We start from the raw sequence: 17,831 nt of genomic DNA on the forward strand, positions 1-17,831 counted from the left end.
CTTTTTGCTTAAAACCCTGCGCTGAGTAGGTTTTGGCGCTGCGTTTTATGTGTAATATGGCGGGTTTCAACAATAACCATCGGGTGGGATATGCGTTATAAAGACAAACATCAGCTCGCTGCCGAGTGGCAGTCACTCCTGGAGCGCACGCCTTTGGCGCTACGCCAAGCGGTGGAGACACTGGTGGAATCCCGCCGCGATATCTTTGCCGATCATTTCTATCAAGTGATGCTGGAAGACCCCCACGCGTCGCTGTTTCTCTCCAATGAGCAGGTGAAAAACCGGCTTCACCCCTCCATGCAGCGCTGGCTCAGCGCTATGTTTGCCGTCGAGCACGCCGATTTCGAATCCCTGGTCGAGCAGCAGGAAAAAGTCGGCCAGGTGCATGCGCGTATCGATATCCCGGTGAACTTGGTACTTAATGGCGCACGGCAGCTAAAGCAGGCGCTTTATGAGCACATTAACAGCACCTTTAGCGCTGAACTCTCTTCCGGTGATGCAGCGGTTTACGTGTCTGATCATATTGATATGGCCATGGAAATAATGAGCCATGCCTATTCAGTGGCGAATAATCGTAATACCCGTATGGAAGAAGCCTATAAGCTGTTCTCTTTAACCCAGAGCATCGGCGATGAGCGCGAGCGACAGCGCTCCGCACTGCTCGATTGGGAGAACGCACTGATGTTTGCCGTGGCTGCGCAGCAGGCAACGACGGCTTTACCCCGATTAGCCAGCTCCGAGTTTGGGCTTTGGTATCACCATAAAGCGTGCCACGCCTTTGAGGGCGCGCCGGAAATCACCACCATTTCCCGGCATATTCGACTTGTGGATGAGCAGTGGCTCGCTCAGCTAGGCGACCCAGACAGCCAGCTTCGTTTGGCCGCGTTGAGTAATATTCGTGATGCGGCGCGCACAATTTTGATGCTGCTAGACGATATTCTGGATCGCGCCTCGGGGCTCGAAGCAGGCCGCGATAGCCTGACGCGTTTGCTCAATCGCAAGTTCCTCTCGGTGGTGCTGAACCGTGAAATAGAGATCGCGCGCCACTCGGAAAAGTGTTTTGCGCTGCTCATGGTGGATATTGATCACTTCAAATCAATTAATGATACCCATGGTCATGATGCTGGCGATAACGTACTGCAGCAAGTGGCCAGTATTCTCGACCGCTCGACCCGGGGCGGTGACTATGTGTTCCGCATGGGCGGTGAAGAGTTTTTGATTGTACTGGTGGATACGGATCAAGACGGCAGTCGACTGTTTGCCGAACGGCTGCGCCACGCGGTGGCCAAAGAGCCGATGTTAGCCGCTGCCGATACGCTATTGAACGTCACGGTGAGCGTCGGGGTTACGCTTCATGATGGCCACCCAGACTACCAACGCTCGATGCAGCGCGCCGACCAAGCGCTGTACCAAGCGAAGCGCAGCGGGCGTAATCGGGTGGTGGTTGCCGCTGCCACTGAGTAATATCGCGGTAAGCGCTAGGTTTTGGCGATGTGACCCACGGAGAACACTATGTTAATGCGCCGTTTTATGCTGTTAACCGCACTGCTGTTCATGAGCACGCCGCTGATGGCGGCTCATCATGGCAGCGACCACTCTAATGCCATGGAGGGCCACTCCTCTATTGAAGTGGCGCAACCCTGGACCCGTACAACGCCGCCGGGGGCCGGGGCGGGCGGTGGCTTTGTCACTCTCACCAATCACGGCGCTGGCGATGACATGCTGCTGGGGGCGACCAGCCCGATCACCGAGCGTGTCGAGATTCATATTATGGAGATGGACGGCGATGTGATGCGCATGGCACCCCTGCCCGGTGGCATTGAGCTACCGGCGGGCGAGAGCGTGACGCTAGCGCCGGGCGGTTTACACTTAATGTTGATGGAACTGGGTTCTCCCATCGTTGAGGGTGAACCTGTCCCTGTGACGCTTGAATTCCAGCACGCCGAGCCGATGGAGATCGAGCTTCAGGTGCTGCCAGTAGGTGCTTCTCCGGAAGGGAGCCACCATGAAGGTGCCCATGATCATGGGCACGCGGCGCACTAAGTCGGCCCACCGCCCTGTTAGCCTTGGCGAGCGGGGCGACGTTCCTGAAGTGGCCGCACGATCAGCCAGTCGATGATCAGCATCACGATCAAAGACGCCCCAACGAGCGGAAACAGCACGCCGCCAATCACGAGAAGGGCGATTAACCCACGAAACACGCGTTTATCGGTGGGCAAGGGCGGCACGCCCATGGCACCTGATGGGCGACGCTTCCACCACATCACGCCTGCGGCCACGCACATCACGATGATGGCGATGCATACCGCCAGCAGGAAAAGCTGATTGATAAGCCCAAACTCCTGCCCCAAGTGAACGTTAATCCCAAACTCCAGCCAGCGGCCTAGCGGGCCATAGTCGGCGTAGCTCATATCGAGCAGCGGCTCACCACGCCGCCCCTGCCGTTGCGCGGCCACCAGAGATAAATGCCGGTGGCGACTAACAAAATCGACCAGCCCGCGGCAATCTCAATCAGCTTGCGCGGGGTTTGCCCGAAGAACTTGAAGCTATGCAGGTAGCGAACGGTCCACATCACCGTTCCCCGGTCATCCAGCGAACCAAGCACCTCAGCCGTATAGGGATTGACGTACACCGCCAGCCGTTCGCCGGTTAGGTGCAATGTGATGGCTATATGCACATATTTGGTGCATTTTTGGTGCATTGGAGGGCTGGGCAAGAGGGTTGAGGCTCAAAAAAAGGTCTTTATGACGGTAAAAAAGCGCCTTTCACCATTTTGGCGCATTCTTTGCATTTATAAGGCAATGATGAATCCACCAGAAAGCGATAGCGCCCCATGATGTTGAGCGAACTTGCCTCACCCGCTGCTGGTTCCGGCCACCGCTTTGACGCCGAGCGCCGCTGGGCCGCCTCGTTGGCCCTGCGTTTTGCCAACCGCAATGGCGTGACCCGGTTAGTGCAAGCGCGCCACCAAGGGCCGCTACGGGTACAGCGCCCCTTCTACCCGGAAGGCAGCCAGGAAGCGTGCCACATTTACGTGCTGCACCCGCCCGGCGGGCTCGTGAGCGGTGATGCGCTGACCATCCGCGCCCATGTAGAGCGCGGTGCCCATGCGCTGCTCACCACGCCCGCTGCCAATAAGCTCTACAAAGCCGACAGCCAAGGCGTGGCCTGGACGCAGCACACCGAGCTGACGGTAGAAGAGGGCGGCACCTTAGAGTGGCTACCCCAGGAAACCATCGCGTTTAACGGCTCAAAGGGTACTCAGCGCACCCATATTGCGCTGCAGGGTAATGCCCGCTGCCTAGGCTGGGAAGTGATGGCGCTCGGACGCCCGGCCAGCGATCTGCCCTATGTCACGGGGCGCATCGAACAGCACTTTCGCTTAACCCTGGATGGCAAGCCGCTGTGGCTTGAACGCCAGCCGCTGGACCCCGCACACCCACGCTTTGCGGGCCGCTGGGGGCAGGGCGGCGCCACGGTGCAGGCCACGCTCTGGGCGGTGGGTATTGACGATGCCGCTGTGGCTATTGAAGCACTGCGCGAAGCGCTGCCGGATAACCCCCGCTGGGCGGTAACCGTGCGCCACGGCGTACTGCTGATGCGCTATCTAGGCACATCCCGTAACGAAGCCTGGGCGCTGTGTGAACAGGCCTGGCACCTGCTACGGCCGCGCTGGATCGGGCGCGAAGCGCATACGCCGCGCATTTGGCTAACTTAATTGGCAACACGCTGATAACGCTGGAGACACTCCATGGAACTGACCCCACGAGACAAAGACAAGCTGATGCTGTTTACCGCCGCCCAGCTTGCCGAGCGCCGCAAAGCGCGTGGTTTAAAACTGAACTACCCCGAAGCGGTAGCGCTGATCAGCTTTGAGATTATGGAAGGCGCGCGAGATGGTCGCAGCGTGGCGGATTTAATGAGCTACGGCCGCGAGATCCTCACCCGTGACGATGTCATGGAAGGCGTGGCCGAGATGGTCGATGAAGTGCAGGTAGAAGCCACCTTCCCCGATGGCACCAAGCTGGTCACCGTCCACACCCCTATCAACTAACCGTCCACCGCTAGGAGAGTGCCATGATTCCCGGTGAGTATCAGTTGCACGAAGCGGATATCGAGCTGTGTGCGGGCCGCGAACGCATCACCGTAGAGGTGGCCAATACCGGCGACCGCCCCATTCAGCTTGGCTCCCACTACCACTTTGCTGAAGCCAACCCCGCGCTGGTGTTTGACCGCGATAAAACCCGTGGCTATCGGCTGGACGTCGCCGCAGGCACCGCCATTCGCTTCGAGCCTGGCCAAACCCGCGAAGTCACGCTGATTCCGTTCGTCGGCAAGCGGGAAATCTACGGCTTCCGTGGCGATGTGATGGGGCCGCTGGATCGTCCTCTAAAAAACTAATGGCGTAAGGCGATTAGGCATCGGCAGGCCATCGCTCATGGGACTGTCTGCGGCATGGATGCCGCAGCCAAGCGTACAAGGACGTATTCACAGCGTGTCCCATGAGTGATGGCCTCTCCAGTGCCAAGCTTCATCTTCTAGGAGAGGCAACACATGAAATCGGTAAACAAAATCAGTCGGCGCGCCTACGCCGATATGTACGGCCCCACCGTAGGCGACCGCGTGCGCTTGGGCGACACCGAGCTATGGATTCAAGTCGAAAAAGACGCCACCCACTACGGTGAAGAAGTGAAGTTCGGCGGCGGCAAAGTTATCCGCGATGGCATGGGCCAAAGCCAGCGCCAAGATGCCACGGTGATGGACACCGTGATCACCAACGCACTGATTTTAGACTGGTGGGGCATCGTCAAAGCCGATGTAGGTCTGCAAAACGGCCGCATCGCCGCCATTGGTAAAGCAGGCAACCCCGATACCCAGCCGGATGTGGAGATCGTTATTGGCCCCGGCACCGAAGTGATTGCTGGCGAAGGCAAAATCCTCACCGCAGGCGGCATCGACGCCCACATCCACTTTATCTGCCCCCAGCAGGTGGAAGAAGCGCTGATGAGCGGTGTTACCACCATGCTGGGCGGCGGCACCGGCCCTGCTACCGGCTCCAACGCCACCACCTGCACCCCCGGCGAGTGGCACATTGGCAAAATGCTTCAAGCGGTGGACGACCTGCCCATGAACATCGGCCTGCTCGGCAAAGGCAACGCCAGCCTGCCAGAAGGGCTCGAAGCGCAGCTGGAAGCGGGCGCGATGGGTCTCAAGCTGCATGAAGACTGGGGCACCACCCCCGCCTCCATCGATACCTGCCTGAGCGTGGCGGAAAAGTACGATGTGCAGATCGCCATTCACACCGATACGCTCAACGAATCCGGCTTCGTGGAAGACACCCTGGCGGCGTTTAAAGAGCGCGGCATTCACACCTACCACACCGAAGGCGCAGGCGGCGGCCACGCCCCGGATATCCTCACCGCCTGTTCCAAAGAGTACGTGCTGCCGTCCTCCACCAACCCCACGCGGCCCTACACGGTGAACACCATCGACGAGCATCTCGACATGCTCATGGTCTGCCACCACCTGGACCCCAATATCCCCGAAGATGTTGCCTTTGCGGATTCGCGCATTCGCCGCGAAACCATCGCCGCCGAGGATATCCTCCACGACCTAGGCGTGATCTCGATGATCGCCTCCGACTCCCAGGCCATGGGCCGCGTGGGCGAAGTGGTCTGCCGCACCTGGCAAACGGCCCATAAAATGAAGGTGCAGCGCGGCCTGTTGCCGGAAGATGAAGCGCTGGGGGCCGACAACCTGCGCGCCAAGCGCTATATCGCCAAATACACCATTAACCCCGCCATTACCCACGGCATCGCCCATGAAGTAGGCTCCATTGAAGTGGGCAAACTGGCCGATTTGGTGCTGTGGAAGCCCGCCTTCTTCGGCGTCAAACCGGCGCTGATTTTGAAAGGCGGCATGATTGCCGGAGCGCCCATGGGCGACCCCAACGCCTCGATTCCCACGCCGCAGCCGGTGCACTACCGCCCCATGTTCGGCACCTTTGGCCGGGCGGCCAGCCAGGTAAGGCTCAACTTCGTCAGCCAGGCCGCCATCGATGCGGGCATCAAGGAGCGGCTGGGCCTGCAAAGTACGCTGTCGGCCTGCAAGAACGTGCGCGGCGTGCGCAAAAAGGACATGAAACTCAACGACGCCTGCCCAGAGCTCACCGTCGACCCGCAAACCTACGAAGTGCGCTGCGACGGCGAACTGCTCACCTGCGAACCCGCGACCGAGCTACCGCTGGCGCAGCGGTATCACTTGTTTTGATTGAGTTGTTGCCCGGGGCGCCGGGGGTAGGCCTACGAGAGGGCGCTGTAAATACCTCCCTGTACGCTACTTTTGCCATCCATGGCAAAAGACCCTCTCTACGGCCTACCCCCGGCTCAGCCTTAATGGATCGAGAAAGGATGAGAGCATGCTGAAATTAATTGAGCGCATAGGGCCGATAGACGCAAGCACCGCCAGCGACACGCTGACACTGCCCTTCGAGCTACGTATTCGCGGCCGCTTGAAAGCCGAGAGCGACAGCGGCCAGCCGCTGGGACTGTTTCTGGATCGCGGCCCCGTGCTGCGCGATGGCGAAGGCCTGAAAGCCGAAAATGGCGAGATCGTGCGCATTTGCGCCGCCATTGAGCCCGTGGTGACCGCGCGAGTGAGTACTGGCTTACCGCTGGCACGGCTGGCCTACCACCTTGGCAACCGCCATGTGCAGCTCGCGCTGGGCGAAGATGAGCAAGGCGGATGGGTGCGTTTCCCGCCCGACCACGTCCTCGAAGAGCTAGCCGAGCTGCTGGGTGCCACGCTGGAACACCACAACGCCACCTTCGACCCCGAACCGGGCGCTTACAACCAAGTGGGCGGTGGGCATTCGCACAGCCATTCGCATAGTCATTCCCATGACCACGATCACGATCACGATCACGCGCATGAGCACCACCATGCCCACTGAACAGCCCTCAGACCTCGCCCTGCTAGGGCTGATGCAGCTCGTCAGCCCCGCACTGCCCATTGGGGCCTTCGCCTTTTCCCAAGGGCTAGAGAGCGCTTTTGAACTAGGCTGGGTGAGTGATGAGCCAAGCCTGTCTCAGTGGCTCTCCGGCGTGCTGGAAGATGGCATAAGCTGCTGTGAGCTGCCGCTGATCGAGCGGCTATATCGCGCTTTCGAGCAGCAGGATGGCACTGCGGTGTCAAAGTGGGACGACTGGCTGGCTGCCACCCGTGAAACCGCTGAACTGGCTGCTGAAGACAGCCGCCTGGGCGCCTCGCTGAAGCGGCTGCTGGGCAGCCTCGACCTATTACCCAAAAATGAAGGGCTGCCTAGTGAAGACTCACTTACGCCCTTGCTACCGGTCCAGGCAGGCTATGTGACCCTATTTGCCTGGGCGGCCTACCAGCGCGGCATCCCTGTGCGTCAAGCGCAGCTCGGCTTTGGCTGGGCGTGGCTGGAAAATCAACTCGCGGTGGCCTGTAAAGCGCTGCCGCTGGGGCACACCGCTGCTCAGCGCATTATCGAGCAGTTACGTGGCGAACTGGTGAATGCCGTCGAGAAGGCCCAGCGGCTAGACGATGACGAGCTTGGCCCTGCGCTGCCCGGCTTGGCGCTGGCCAGCGCCCTACACGAAACCCAATATTCCCGTTTGTTTAGAAGCTAACGAGCGTTGTTATTTAGGAGAAAACCATGACTCACTGTTTACGCGTTGGCGTGGGTGGCCCGGTCGGTTCAGGTAAAACCGCCCTGCTCAAGCAGCTCTGCACCGCGCTGCGAGACCACTATGACATTGCCGTTGTCACCAACGATATCTATACCCGCGAAGACGCCGATTTCCTGCTCAAGCACGATGCGCTGCCCGCCGACCGTATTCTCGGCGTAGAAACCGGCGGCTGCCCGCACACGGCGATTCGTGAAGATGCTTCGATGAACCTAGCGGCGATTGACGAGCTACACGCCCGTCATCCCAAGCTGGAACTGGTACTGGTCGAGTCTGGTGGCGATAACCTTTCCGCCACCTTTAGCCCCGAGCTTTCTGATCTGACGCTCTACGTGATCGACGTGTCGGCAGGCGACAAAATTCCCCGCAAAGGCGGCCCCGGCATCACCAAATCCGACCTGCTGATTATCAACAAAATCGACATTGCCGAGCAGGTTCACGCCTCACTGGAGGTGATGGAGCGCGACTCGAAAAAGATGCGCGGCGAGCGCCCGTTCGTGTTCACCAACCTCTACGATGGCGTGGGGCTTGAAGAGATCATCCGCTTCATTCTCGATAAAGGCATGCTGGACGAGCGTCGCCCAAGGGCCGCTGTAACACATTAAACGGAAGTGGGTATAGGTATAATTAGCAGATATAAAAAACTGCCCAGCTTTGATGGTATGAAAGGCTGGGCAGTTGCAGTTGTTTAGGTGAGATCCTGCCAAAACGGGCCATCCCTGGCCACCACATTTCTACAATGAACTGATAGGCTGTTGATATCCTTAACTCATGTTATGTAAAGGTGTTTTGTAGCTTGAATTTATTGTTCATAAAGCAAAAAATCATGAGAAGTGACTAAAGCTGACACACTTTTTGCCGATAACAAAGCACCGATTACAACGCATATCCCCCACTTGATGAGGATAGAACTCGAACATGATGGCTACTTCTGAGAAGAGAAGTCGTTGGGCCTTGGGTTTGCAGACCAAGGTGCTGATGCTGGTATTACTCCCCTTACTGTTGGTCACCGTTGTCTTGGTCTGCTTTGAAGCCTATAGCAATGCCAAGGACTCCCGCGAAGCGTTAGCGGAACAGCGTGAGTTGTTGATTGAAGAGCGCCGTGCCTCGGTGCGCAATATCGTGCAGATGGCAACAACGGCTATCGCCCCGATTTATGAAAACGCCGGTGCCAATGACCGTGAAGCGAAGGAGCGCGCTGCCGAAATGCTGCGCTCCATGCGCTTTGAAGGCGAAAACTATATTTTCGTATATGAGTACGATGGTACTAACATCGTATTGCCTCACTCTCCGGAGCGTGAAGGTCAAAACCTGAGAGACCTGCAAGCACCTGATGGCACCTATATCGTGCGGGATTTCATCCGAGTTGGCCAAGATGGCGGTGGTTTTTACGAATACCCGTGGGAATACCCCGGTACCAATGAGTCTGAGCCCAAGCACTCCTACATTGATCGTTTAGAAAAATGGGGCTGGATTGTAGGCGCTGGTGTGTATGTAACAGATGTTGATGAAGCAATGGCCGAGTTAGAGGCTGCTGCCGCTGCCGACCTACGAAATACGATTATATCCGCGACGCTGCTAGGCGCTGCACTATTTGCAGCTATTGCTCTGCTGGCCTTTGGCTTTGTGCGTCGTATTGTCGGTCCGATAAAGCGCACCGCTGATGCGATGGGGGATATTGCGCAAGGCCGTGGCGACCTGACCCGCCGTCTCTCGGTCGAGAGCAACGACGAAGTGGGCAACTTAGCCGTGCAGTTCAACGCCTTTGCCAGCCGCATGCAGGATACTCTGCGCGACGTACGCCGCAGCACGGTCAGCGTTTATCACTCTGCTGGCGAAATCTCGCGTAGCTCCGAGGAGCTGTCTACTCGCACCGAGCAGGCGGCGGCCAATCTTCAAGAGACATCGGCCTCCATGGAGGAGATTACCTCCACCGTGAACCACAGTGCTGACAATGCCCAACAGGCCAACAAGCTGGTGCAGTCCACTGCGGAAGTGGCCCACCAGGGTGAAGAGGCCATGGGGCAGGTAGAAAACACGATGCGCGATATCAACGACTCGGCTACGCGCATCAGTGAAATCATCACCATGATTGATGCGATTGCCTTCCAGACCAACATTCTGGCGCTAAACGCCTCGGTGGAAGCTGCCCGTGCGGGTGAGCATGGCCGTGGCTTTGCGGTGGTTGCTCAAGAAGTACGCACCCTGGCCAGCCGCTCCAGTAATGCCTCTAAAGAGATCCGCGCGCTGATCGATACCTCCGTTCAGCACACCCACACTGGCGCCGAGCTGGTGCGTAATGCCGGTGCCACCATGCGCGAGATCGTTGAGAGCGTATCAAAAGTTACCGATGTGATCGGTGAAATCAGCGCCGGCGCCAAAGAGCAGAGCAGTGGTATTGGCCAGATCAACACCGCCGTAGCCGAAATGGATACCATGACCCAGCAGAACGCGGCCATGGTGCAAGAGTCCACCACGGCCGCTGCGGATATGCGCCGCCACGCTGAGCACCTTAATGAGCTAGTCAACTCCTTCGTATTAGGGGAAGACGACTCACAAAGCCAGACAACACCCCAGTTGAAAGGCCAGCCACGCCAAGCGCTGCCTGCCAGCCGGTCCGGGGCCAGCCAAGAGCTCAAACGCCCGGCACTCTCCTCTAAGCCTGCACCCACTAAAGCGGGTGGAGACGACTGGGAAGAGTTTTAAGCGTTACGTTTGCGAAGGTGGTTGATGACGCCCCCCTGGGTAATCAGTTCTCGCTGGCGGGGGCTGAGCCCATGATGCAGCGTCATCTCACCTTTACCGGGGATATGCGCCGTTAGCGTCGCTCCACTTTCCAACTGCGCGTAGACATCCTCGATCACTAAGCGGTCACCTTGCGCTAGCTGGGCGACATCCTCCTCGCGGGTAAAGGTTAGCGGCAGCGCACCAAAGCAGATCAAATTTTGCCAGTGAATACGCGCAAAACTCTTCGCCACCACCACCTGTAGCCCTAAGTAACGCGGCACCAGCGCGGCATTTTCTCGGCTGGAGCCTTGCCCATAGTTGGCACCCCCAATAATCACGTGCCCGCCCTGAGTACGGGTGCTTTCTGCGCGCTCGGCATAATCTGGGTCGACCGCTTCAAACGTGAACGGTGCCGAAGCATACACGCTGCTCCAATACGGCAGCACCCGCTGCCCGGCAGGCATAATGTCATCGGTGGAGATGTTGTCGCCCGCCACCAGCAGCACGGGTACATCCAAACGATTAGGCAGAGGGCTAAGCTCTGGCAGGGCCGGGGTGTTCTCGGTTTTTTGCAGTGCTTTAAGCTTTGCCTCATGGGGTGGCAGCGGCGCATTAAACAGTGCGCGGTTTACTTCGATTTGGGCGGGCTCTTTGGGGCGCGGGTAGGGCATATCGAGAGTGCGCGGGTCGGTAATCACCCCCGCCAGCGCTGAAGCCGCCGCGGTTTCTGGGCTGCACAAAAACACGCTGTCTTCCCGCGTGCCGGAGCGCCCTGGGAAGTTGCGCGGCACGGTGCGCAGGCTATTAAGCCCCACCGCCGGGGCCTGGCCCATACCAATACAGCCATTGCAGCCTGCTTGGTGCAGGCGGGCACCGCTGGCGACTAAGTCGGCTAAATAGCCCTGCTCAATCAGCGTGGTCAGTACTTGTCGTGAAGAGGGGTTGATGTCCAGTGAGACCCCATCGGCCACCTGCTTGCCCCGCACTATCTCGGCCACCACGGCAAAGTCACGAAAGCCTGGGTTGCCTGACGAGCCGATGTAAGCCTGATGCAGCGGTTTGCCCGCTGCTTCCCGCACGGTGACCACGTTATCGGGGCTGGAAGGTAGCGCAATCATGGGCTCCAGCTTGCTAAGGTCAAGCGTTTCGTTCAGGTCGTAGTGGCAGCCGGGTTCGGCGGCCAGCGCGACCCAATCGTTTTCTCGCCCTCGGGAGGCTAGAAAGCGCCGGGTCTCGTCATCACTGGGGAACACCGTGGCCGTTGCCCCCATTTCGGTGCCCATGTTGGCGAGCACATGGCGGTCCATGGCGGACAGGTGCTTTAGCCCCGGCCCGTAATACTCAATCATGGTGTTTTTGCCGCCTGCCACGCCGTGGCGGCGCAAAAGTTCCAGCACAATATCTTTCGCTGAGACCCAGTCAGGCAGTTGCCCTTCGAGCTTAATGCCCCAGATTTTCGGCATGGTGATATACAGCGGCTCGCCCGCCATCGCCATCGCCACTTCAATACCACCTGCGCCAATCGCCAGCATGCCGAGCGCGCCTGCTGCCGTGGTGTGGCTATCGCAACCCACAATGGATTCACCGGGCACGCCAAAATTTTCCATATGCACCGGGTGGCTAATGCCGTTGCCGGGGCCGGAGTACCACACCCCAAAGCGCTCGCAGGCGCTCTTTAAAAACAGGTAGGTTTCGGCATTTAGGTTATCGGCCTGCACCAGGCCGTGGTCGATGTACTGCACGCTGGGCTCAGTATGTACCCGGTCAAGCCCCATGGCTTCTAGCTCTAGCATCACGAGAGTGCCTAACACATCTTGCAGCAGGGCTTGGTTAATGTGCAGGGCGATTTCACTGCCGGGGGTTAGCTCACCGCTGATTAAATGGCGCTGAATCAACTGCTGGGCAAGGTTTAACGGCTGAACAGGGGAGGAGTCGGACATTGTTTTTCACCAAATTGTCGTTGTTATCAATTATGCAGGGATGCAAGGAAGAAACGCGGTCAGGGAATGGGGTAACAGCGATCAGCACTGCCCGCTTTCACCACTTGCCCCGGCGTCTCATGGCCGATCAGCTCGGGCAGAGTGGCGGAAATATCCAGTAGAGCGGGCAAGTTCACGCCGGTGGCAACGCCCATCTGCTCGAACATATGCACTAAGTCTTCGGTGCATACATTCCCCGTGGCACCGGGGGCAAACGGGCAGCCGCCTAAGCCACCTAGCGAAGCATCAAACCGAGTAATGCCCGCTTGCCAAGCCGCTAGGGCATTTGCCAAGCCCATGCCTCGGGTATTGTGGAAGTGAAGCGTAAACGGCACGCCGGGAAAGCGTTCCAGCACTTGGCGGCACAGTGCCGCTACCTGGGCGGGGTTCGCCACGCCGGTGGTATCGCACAGCGTGATGCCTTCCACCCCCAGCGCCAGTTGCTGCTCAATAAGAGTGAACACGCGTGCCTCCGGCACCTGCCCTTCAAACGGGCAGCCAAAGGCGGTGGAGAGCGAGGCATTGATGAAGACACCGCTACCGCGCACCGCCTGAATAATGGCGGCAAACTGTGTCAGCGACTCCTCCGGCGTCATGCGCAGATTTGCGCGGCCGTGGGCATTGCTGGCCGACATTACCAGATTGATCTCATCCACGCCGCAGGCCAGCGCCCGCTCGGCACCTTTTAGGTTGGGTACCAGCACCGTGACGTCCACACCTTCGCGGCGCTGAATAGCATTCACCACATCGGCGGCGTCGCCTAGGTTGGGAATGGCTTTGGGAGAGACAAACGAGGTCGCTTCGATACGGGCAATGCCGGTGGTCGTTAACGCATCAATCAGCGCGATTTTCTGCTCGGTGGGGATAAAGCGCTCCTCGCTCTGAAAGCCATCGCGTGGTGCTACTTCGTTAATTTGTAACGTCGTCATGGGGTTCTCCACTTAAATAATGCCTGCCTGACGCAGCTTGTCCCGCGTGGCGGCATCAATGCCCAGCTCCTCGAGCACGTCATCGGTGTGCGCGCCCAGCTGTGGCCCGCCTTGCCCCAGCCTGCCGGGGGTGGCGCTCAGTTTGGGTAGCACGCCCGGCACCTTGAGCGGGCGGCCATCGGGGCGGGTAACGGTTTGAATCATCTCGCGGGCGAGGTAGTGGGGGTCGTTGGCAATATCGGCGGCGGTGTAGGGGTAACCTGCCGGTACGCGGGCGTCATCTAAAGCGCTAAGAATATCGTCCCGGTAGCGGGTTTGGGTCCAAGCCTCAATAGCAGCGTCGATCTCACTGGCGTGTTGGCTGCGGCCATCGTTGTGGGCCATGGCGGGGTGGTTGGCTAAATCCTCCCGGCCAATCACGCCCATTAAGCGCTTGAAGATGCTATCGCCGTTACCGGCAATTAACACGTACTCGCCTTCGCGGGTGCGGTAAGCGTTTGAGGGCGTGATGCCCGGCAGCGCGCTGCCGCTTGGCTCACGCACGTGGCCGGTGGCATCAAACTCCGGCAGTAGGCTCTCCATCATGGCGAACACGGATTCGTATAACGCGACATCAATCTCTTGCCCTAAGCCGCTGCGCTGGCGCTCTTGCAGGGCCAGCAGTGTGCCGATCACCGCGTAGAGTGCCGAGAGCGAATCGCCAATGCTCACACCCACGCGTACGGAAGGCTCGCCGGGGTGGCCGGTCAAGTAACGCAGCCCGCCCATGGCTTCGCCAATCACGCCAAAGCCGGGTTTGTTGCGGTAGGGGCCGGTCTGGCCAAAGCCGGAAACCCGCACCATGATCAGCTTGGGGTTAATCGCCGCCAGCGCCTCATAGCCCAGCCCCCAGTTTTCCAGAGTGCCAGGGCGGAAATTTTCGACCACCACATCGGCTTCGGCGGCCAAGCGGCGCACCACGTCTTGACCCTCTTGGCTGCGAAGATCAAGCGTCACCGAGCGTTTTGTGCGACTTTGTACATGCCACCAAAGCGAGGTGCCCTCTTCGAGAATACGCCATTTGCGAAGCGGATCACCGGCTCCGGGTGGCTCCACCTTAATCACGTCGGCACCAAATTCACCCAGCAGTTTGGTGGCAAAGGGGCCGGCAATCAGTTGGCCAAGCTCTACGACTTTAAGTCCATCGAGGGGAAGCTGGCGGGTGGTCATAATAAATGCTCCTGGTAACGCTTAGCAGCCAAGCGCGTGCTGAAGTAGCGAGTCTTAATGTCTTGTTGTCGGTTAAGCATCTGTGAGCCTGCTGAGCATCACAATTAGGCAATCAGGAACCAGGCGTTCGCCAGCGACGAACCCTACAACCGGCGACCAATGCGGCCCATTTAACAACAACGTGGTAAACGTGATGCTGCGATTTGATTTTGTAACGCTGAGACTGTTTGTGGCGATTGCCGATGAAGGGCGTTTAACTGCGGCTGCCGAGCGTGAGCATTTGGCGCTGGCAGCGGTGAGCAAGCGGGTGAGCGATTTAGAAACACTGGTGGGCACCGAGCTTTTGTATCGGCGGCCGCGCGGCGTAGAGCTAACCCCAGCGGGCCGCGCTTTTTTGCACCATGCCCGGCGCATTCTGGAAGATGTGGCGCGGCTACAGGCGGAGCTCAGTGAGTATGGCGAAGGGGTTCGAGGGCATGTGCGAATTCACTCCAATACCTCGGCCATTATTGCGTTTTTGCCCCAGGATTTAAGCGCCTTTGCCATCGAGTACCCGCAAATCAAAATTGATTTGCAGGAGCGCACCAGCAGCGAAGCGATCACCGCCGTGCGCGATGGCGTGGCCGATATCGGCATCTTTGCCAGCCACGTTGCCGCCGATGATTTAGAAGTACGCCCCTACCGGCGCGACCAGCTGGTATTGGTCACGCCGCAAGATCACCCGCTGGCGGTGCATGACAAGCTCTATTTGCATCAGGCGGCCGAGTACGACTTTGTCGGTTTACAGCAGGATGCCTCGCTGCAATCCCTGCTTCATGAGCAGGCAAGCCAAGCGGGCCGAACCCTACGTATGCGCATTCAAGTGCGCAGTTTCGACGCCATTTGCCGCATGATTCATTGCGGTATGGGCATCGGGGTATTGCCCCAGCGCACGCTGTACCGTGACCTTAACGACCTCAAACTACGCATGATTCCGCTCGCTGATGAGTGGGCCACCCGCGAACTGGTGATTGGTATGCGCCACTACGCGGCACTGCCCGTGGTGGCCCGCCATTTGGTCGACCACTTGCTAACCCTCACCGACTCCACAGGAGAGACTCCATGACAACAGGCATCGCCCACGAAATAAAAGCGCTCACCTTTGATGTGTTTGGCACGGTAGTAGACTGGCGCAGCAGCGTTATTCGCGAAGGCGAACAACTGAACCAGGCCAAAGGGCTGAACGTCGATTGGGCAAGGTTTGCCGACGAGTGGCGGGCAGGCTATGCCCCTGCGATGAACCGTGTGCGCCAGGGGGAACTGCCCTGGACCAAGCTGGATGACCTGCATCGGATGACCCTCGACCGGCTACTGGTCGCCTTTGGCATTTCGGATCGGTTGGATGAAGCCGAAAAGACGCATCTTAACCGTGTGTGGCACCGCTTAACGCCCTGGCCTGACAGTGTGGAAGGCCTATTGCAGCTAAAAAAGCGCTTTATATTAGCAACACTCTCCAATGGCAACGTCTCGCTGCTGGTGAATATGGCGCGCCATGCCGGGCTGCCCTGGGACTGCGTGCTCTCCTCAGAGCTTGCCGGGCACTACAAGCGCGACCCGGAGGTGTACCACATGGCGGCCAATCTCCTGAGCCTGAAGCCGTCGCAAATCCTGATGGTGGCCGCTCATCAAGATGATTTACAGGCTGCCCACCGGGAAGGCATGCGCACCGCCTTTGTGAAGCGCCCGCTGGAGTTTGGGCCAGATGCCACGCCGGATTTAAGTATCGACCCCTGCTTTGATTTCGTTGCAGAAGACTTCCTCGACTTGGCGCGGCAGCTTTCTACCACGTGGATGATCTAGTGCTGGTGCTGCCCCGTGGGGCGATTCGTCAGTACGTGGATGGACTCAACGTGACCGTGCTACCGATCGAGGACGACTGGTCGCGGCGCAAACTGAGTATTTATGTCAGAGGTTTAGACCGGCTTTCTATGGCGGCAAGGGTGCTGGTGGAGCATTTTATTCAGGCTGCCAGCGGCGCTTCTCAACCGCCTTAAAGCGAAATCGACGGAGCTGCTTTCGCGATTGGAGAAGGCTGGTTCATCAATGACCAATATACAGCGCTATGGTTTGGCGTTATCACTTTAGACACCGCTAAGCGAACTCCCCTTGCTTACTCGGTTATCGGGAGAGGTGCAGTTAGGGCCTCCCACAGCACACAACATCACAACATGCTTCCCGACGCGTTGAGGAAAAACAATGACTAAATTAACACTACGCCACTTGCTTCCCGCTTCAATTCTAGCTGTAAGCGCTCTCACTGCCGCCACTGCCCAGGCGCAAACCGCACTGAACATGGGTTCGGTGCCGACGGGCACGGGTTGGTTCTTTGGTATTTCTGAAGGCGCACGGGTGATCAGCGCCAACACGCCCTACGAAATTACCGTGCGGGAAACCGGCGGCACCCGCGAAAACGCCATACGCCTCACCAACGGTGAACTGGATCTGGCCTTCACCGAGGCGTTAGTGGGCTACGAACAGTACAACGGAGAAGGCCGCTTTGCCGATACGCCCAACCCCGATGTGCGCTTGGTGTACTGGATTGCGCCTTCGACTATGCACTGGGCCGTTCGTCAGGACAGTGGCCTCGAGACCTTCGAAGACCTCAACGGAGAGCGCTTCAACCCCAGCAGCATCGGCGGGGGTGGCGAGTACATCACCGAGCAGGTGTTCGGCATCCTAGGCATCGAGCCCGATTTCCAGCGCATGCGCGTCAACGATGCGGCGGAAGGGGTCACCGATGGTCGTTTAGTGGGCTTTAGCTATAACGGCGTACCGCCCATTCCGCTGTTCACCGAAGTGCACTCCTCGCGGCCGCTACAGCTGCTGTCACTAACCGATGAGCAAGTATCGACGGTGACCACTGAGCTGCCCTTCCTGTCGCCCACCATCGTGCCGGCCGACACCTACACCGGCATGAGCGAAGCGCAGTCGCTGGGCATTTACATGGGCATTGCGGCCACCACCGACCTCGATGCCGACACCGTGTATGAACTCACCAAAGCCTACTGGGAAAACCACGACCAAGTGGCCGCCTCCTTCAAACCCGCGGGCAGTGTCGACCCCCAAACCGTGATCGATACTGCGACTTTCCCGCTGCATGCCGGCGCGCTGCGCTACTACCAGGAATTAGGGCTGGAGATCCCCGCCGACATTATTCCGCCTGAAGCGCAGTAACCCGCCCGTGCGCCCCGCCGATGTGATCGGCGGGGTAGTTTGCTATTAGCCTGACGCGCTGC

The 17,831-nt window shown here is 58.8% G+C and carries 19 protein-coding genes; 14 read left to right on the plus strand and 5 right to left on the minus strand.

From position 1 onward, the window contains the following. Positions 1–90 precede the first annotated feature (90 nt). The gene (locus AC13CY_RS03655) at positions 91–1,464 is read left to right on the plus strand and encodes a diguanylate cyclase (RefSeq protein ID WP_347189022.1); all 1,374 of its coding nucleotides are present in this window, start codon (positions 91–93) and stop codon (positions 1,462–1,464) included. 48 nt (positions 1,465–1,512) lie between these two features. Continuing rightward, a complete protein-coding gene (locus AC13CY_RS03660) occupies positions 1,513–2,043 on the plus strand; it encodes a copper chaperone PCu(A)C (RefSeq protein WP_235253614.1) in 531 nt (176 codons plus the stop codon). A gap of 17 nt (positions 2,044–2,060) precedes the next feature. On the opposite strand, the gene AC13CY_RS03665 is transcribed toward AC13CY_RS03660, so the two are convergent. Further along, complete coding sequence (locus AC13CY_RS03665; RefSeq protein WP_483052302.1) at positions 2,061–2,411, minus strand: PepSY domain-containing protein; 351 nt, start codon at positions 2,409–2,411, stop codon at positions 2,061–2,063. Continuing rightward, positions 2,408–2,677, minus strand: coding sequence for a PepSY domain-containing protein (locus AC13CY_RS03670; protein ID WP_062375536.1), 270 nt, complete (start codon positions 2,675–2,677; stop codon positions 2,408–2,410). The genes AC13CY_RS03665 and AC13CY_RS03670 overlap by 4 nt, the downstream gene beginning before the upstream one ends. A 156-nt stretch (positions 2,678–2,833) precedes the next feature. On the opposite strand from AC13CY_RS03670, the gene AC13CY_RS03675 reads away from it, so the two are divergent. The 8 genes from AC13CY_RS03675 (at position 2,834) to AC13CY_RS03710 (ending at position 10,418) form a co-directional block, all read left to right on the plus strand. Further along, positions 2,834–3,718, plus strand: coding sequence for an urease accessory protein UreD (locus tag AC13CY_RS03675; RefSeq protein WP_483052303.1), 885 nt, complete (start codon positions 2,834–2,836; stop codon positions 3,716–3,718). A gap of 33 nt (positions 3,719–3,751) precedes the next feature. Continuing rightward, positions 3,752–4,054 (plus strand): urease subunit gamma, encoded by a 303-nt coding sequence (ureA, locus tag AC13CY_RS03680; protein WP_016915359.1) that lies wholly within the window; start codon positions 3,752–3,754, stop codon positions 4,052–4,054. 23 nt (positions 4,055–4,077) lie between these two features. After that, a complete protein-coding gene (locus tag AC13CY_RS03685; protein WP_483052304.1) occupies positions 4,078–4,401 on the plus strand; it encodes an urease subunit beta in 324 nt (107 codons plus the stop codon). A gap of 153 nt (positions 4,402–4,554) precedes the next feature. Next, entirely contained in the window at positions 4,555–6,270 is a 1,716-nt protein-coding gene (gene ureC, locus AC13CY_RS03690) for an urease subunit alpha (RefSeq protein WP_483052305.1), read from the plus strand. A gap of 148 nt (positions 6,271–6,418) precedes the next feature. After that, on the plus strand, positions 6,419–6,952 hold the full coding sequence (ureE, locus tag AC13CY_RS03695; RefSeq protein WP_483052306.1) for an urease accessory protein UreE: 534 nt from the start codon (positions 6,419–6,421) through the stop codon (positions 6,950–6,952). Continuing rightward, positions 6,942–7,655, plus strand: coding sequence for an urease accessory protein UreF (locus AC13CY_RS03700; RefSeq protein WP_089674739.1), 714 nt, complete (start codon positions 6,942–6,944; stop codon positions 7,653–7,655). Before ureE ends, AC13CY_RS03700 begins: the two co-directional genes overlap by 11 nt. Before the next feature lie 26 nt (positions 7,656–7,681). Next, a complete protein-coding gene (ureG, locus tag AC13CY_RS03705; RefSeq protein WP_044630219.1) occupies positions 7,682–8,317 on the plus strand; it encodes an urease accessory protein UreG in 636 nt (211 codons plus the stop codon). 316 nt (positions 8,318–8,633) lie between these two features. After that, positions 8,634–10,418 (plus strand): methyl-accepting chemotaxis protein, encoded by a 1,785-nt coding sequence (locus AC13CY_RS03710; protein ID WP_289108711.1) that lies wholly within the window; start codon positions 8,634–8,636, stop codon positions 10,416–10,418. On the opposite strand, the gene AC13CY_RS03715 is transcribed toward AC13CY_RS03710, so the two are convergent. From AC13CY_RS03715 to AC13CY_RS03725, 3 genes are read right to left on the minus strand one after another with little or no spacing between them, the layout of a single operon-like run. Further along, positions 10,415–12,379, minus strand: a complete 1,965-nt coding sequence (locus AC13CY_RS03715) for an aconitate hydratase (RefSeq protein WP_483052307.1) — start codon at positions 12,377–12,379, stop codon at positions 10,415–10,417. The genes AC13CY_RS03710 and AC13CY_RS03715 overlap by 4 nt on opposite strands. Before the next feature lie 59 nt (positions 12,380–12,438). Further along, the gene (locus tag AC13CY_RS03720; RefSeq protein WP_483052308.1) at positions 12,439–13,347 is read right to left on the minus strand and encodes a hydroxymethylglutaryl-CoA lyase; all 909 of its coding nucleotides are present in this window, start codon (positions 13,345–13,347) and stop codon (positions 12,439–12,441) included. 12 nt (positions 13,348–13,359) lie between these two features. Then, positions 13,360–14,556: a CaiB/BaiF CoA transferase family protein gene (locus AC13CY_RS03725; protein WP_483052309.1), complete on the minus strand. Its 1,197-nt coding sequence runs from the start codon at positions 14,554–14,556 to the stop codon at positions 13,360–13,362. Positions 14,557–14,749: 193 nt separating this feature from the next. On the opposite strand from AC13CY_RS03725, the gene AC13CY_RS03730 reads away from it, so the two are divergent. From AC13CY_RS03730 to AC13CY_RS03745, 4 genes are all read left to right on the plus strand, one after another. Further along, positions 14,750–15,661: a LysR family transcriptional regulator gene (locus tag AC13CY_RS03730; RefSeq protein WP_474789735.1), complete on the plus strand. Its 912-nt coding sequence runs from the start codon at positions 14,750–14,752 to the stop codon at positions 15,659–15,661. After that, positions 15,658–16,395 (plus strand): haloacid dehalogenase type II, encoded by a 738-nt coding sequence (locus AC13CY_RS03735; protein WP_474787282.1) that lies wholly within the window; start codon positions 15,658–15,660, stop codon positions 16,393–16,395. The genes AC13CY_RS03730 and AC13CY_RS03735 overlap by 4 nt, the downstream gene beginning before the upstream one ends. Next, complete coding sequence (locus tag AC13CY_RS03740; RefSeq protein WP_483052310.1) at positions 16,383–16,589, plus strand: hypothetical protein; 207 nt, start codon at positions 16,383–16,385, stop codon at positions 16,587–16,589. The genes AC13CY_RS03735 and AC13CY_RS03740 overlap by 13 nt, the downstream gene beginning before the upstream one ends. Before the next feature lie 202 nt (positions 16,590–16,791). Continuing rightward, entirely contained in the window at positions 16,792–17,769 is a 978-nt protein-coding gene (locus AC13CY_RS03745; protein ID WP_044630226.1) for a TAXI family TRAP transporter solute-binding subunit, read from the plus strand. Positions 17,770–17,831 lie beyond the last annotated feature (62 nt).

This window comes from Vreelandella sp. L-15 (assembly GCF_056857635.1).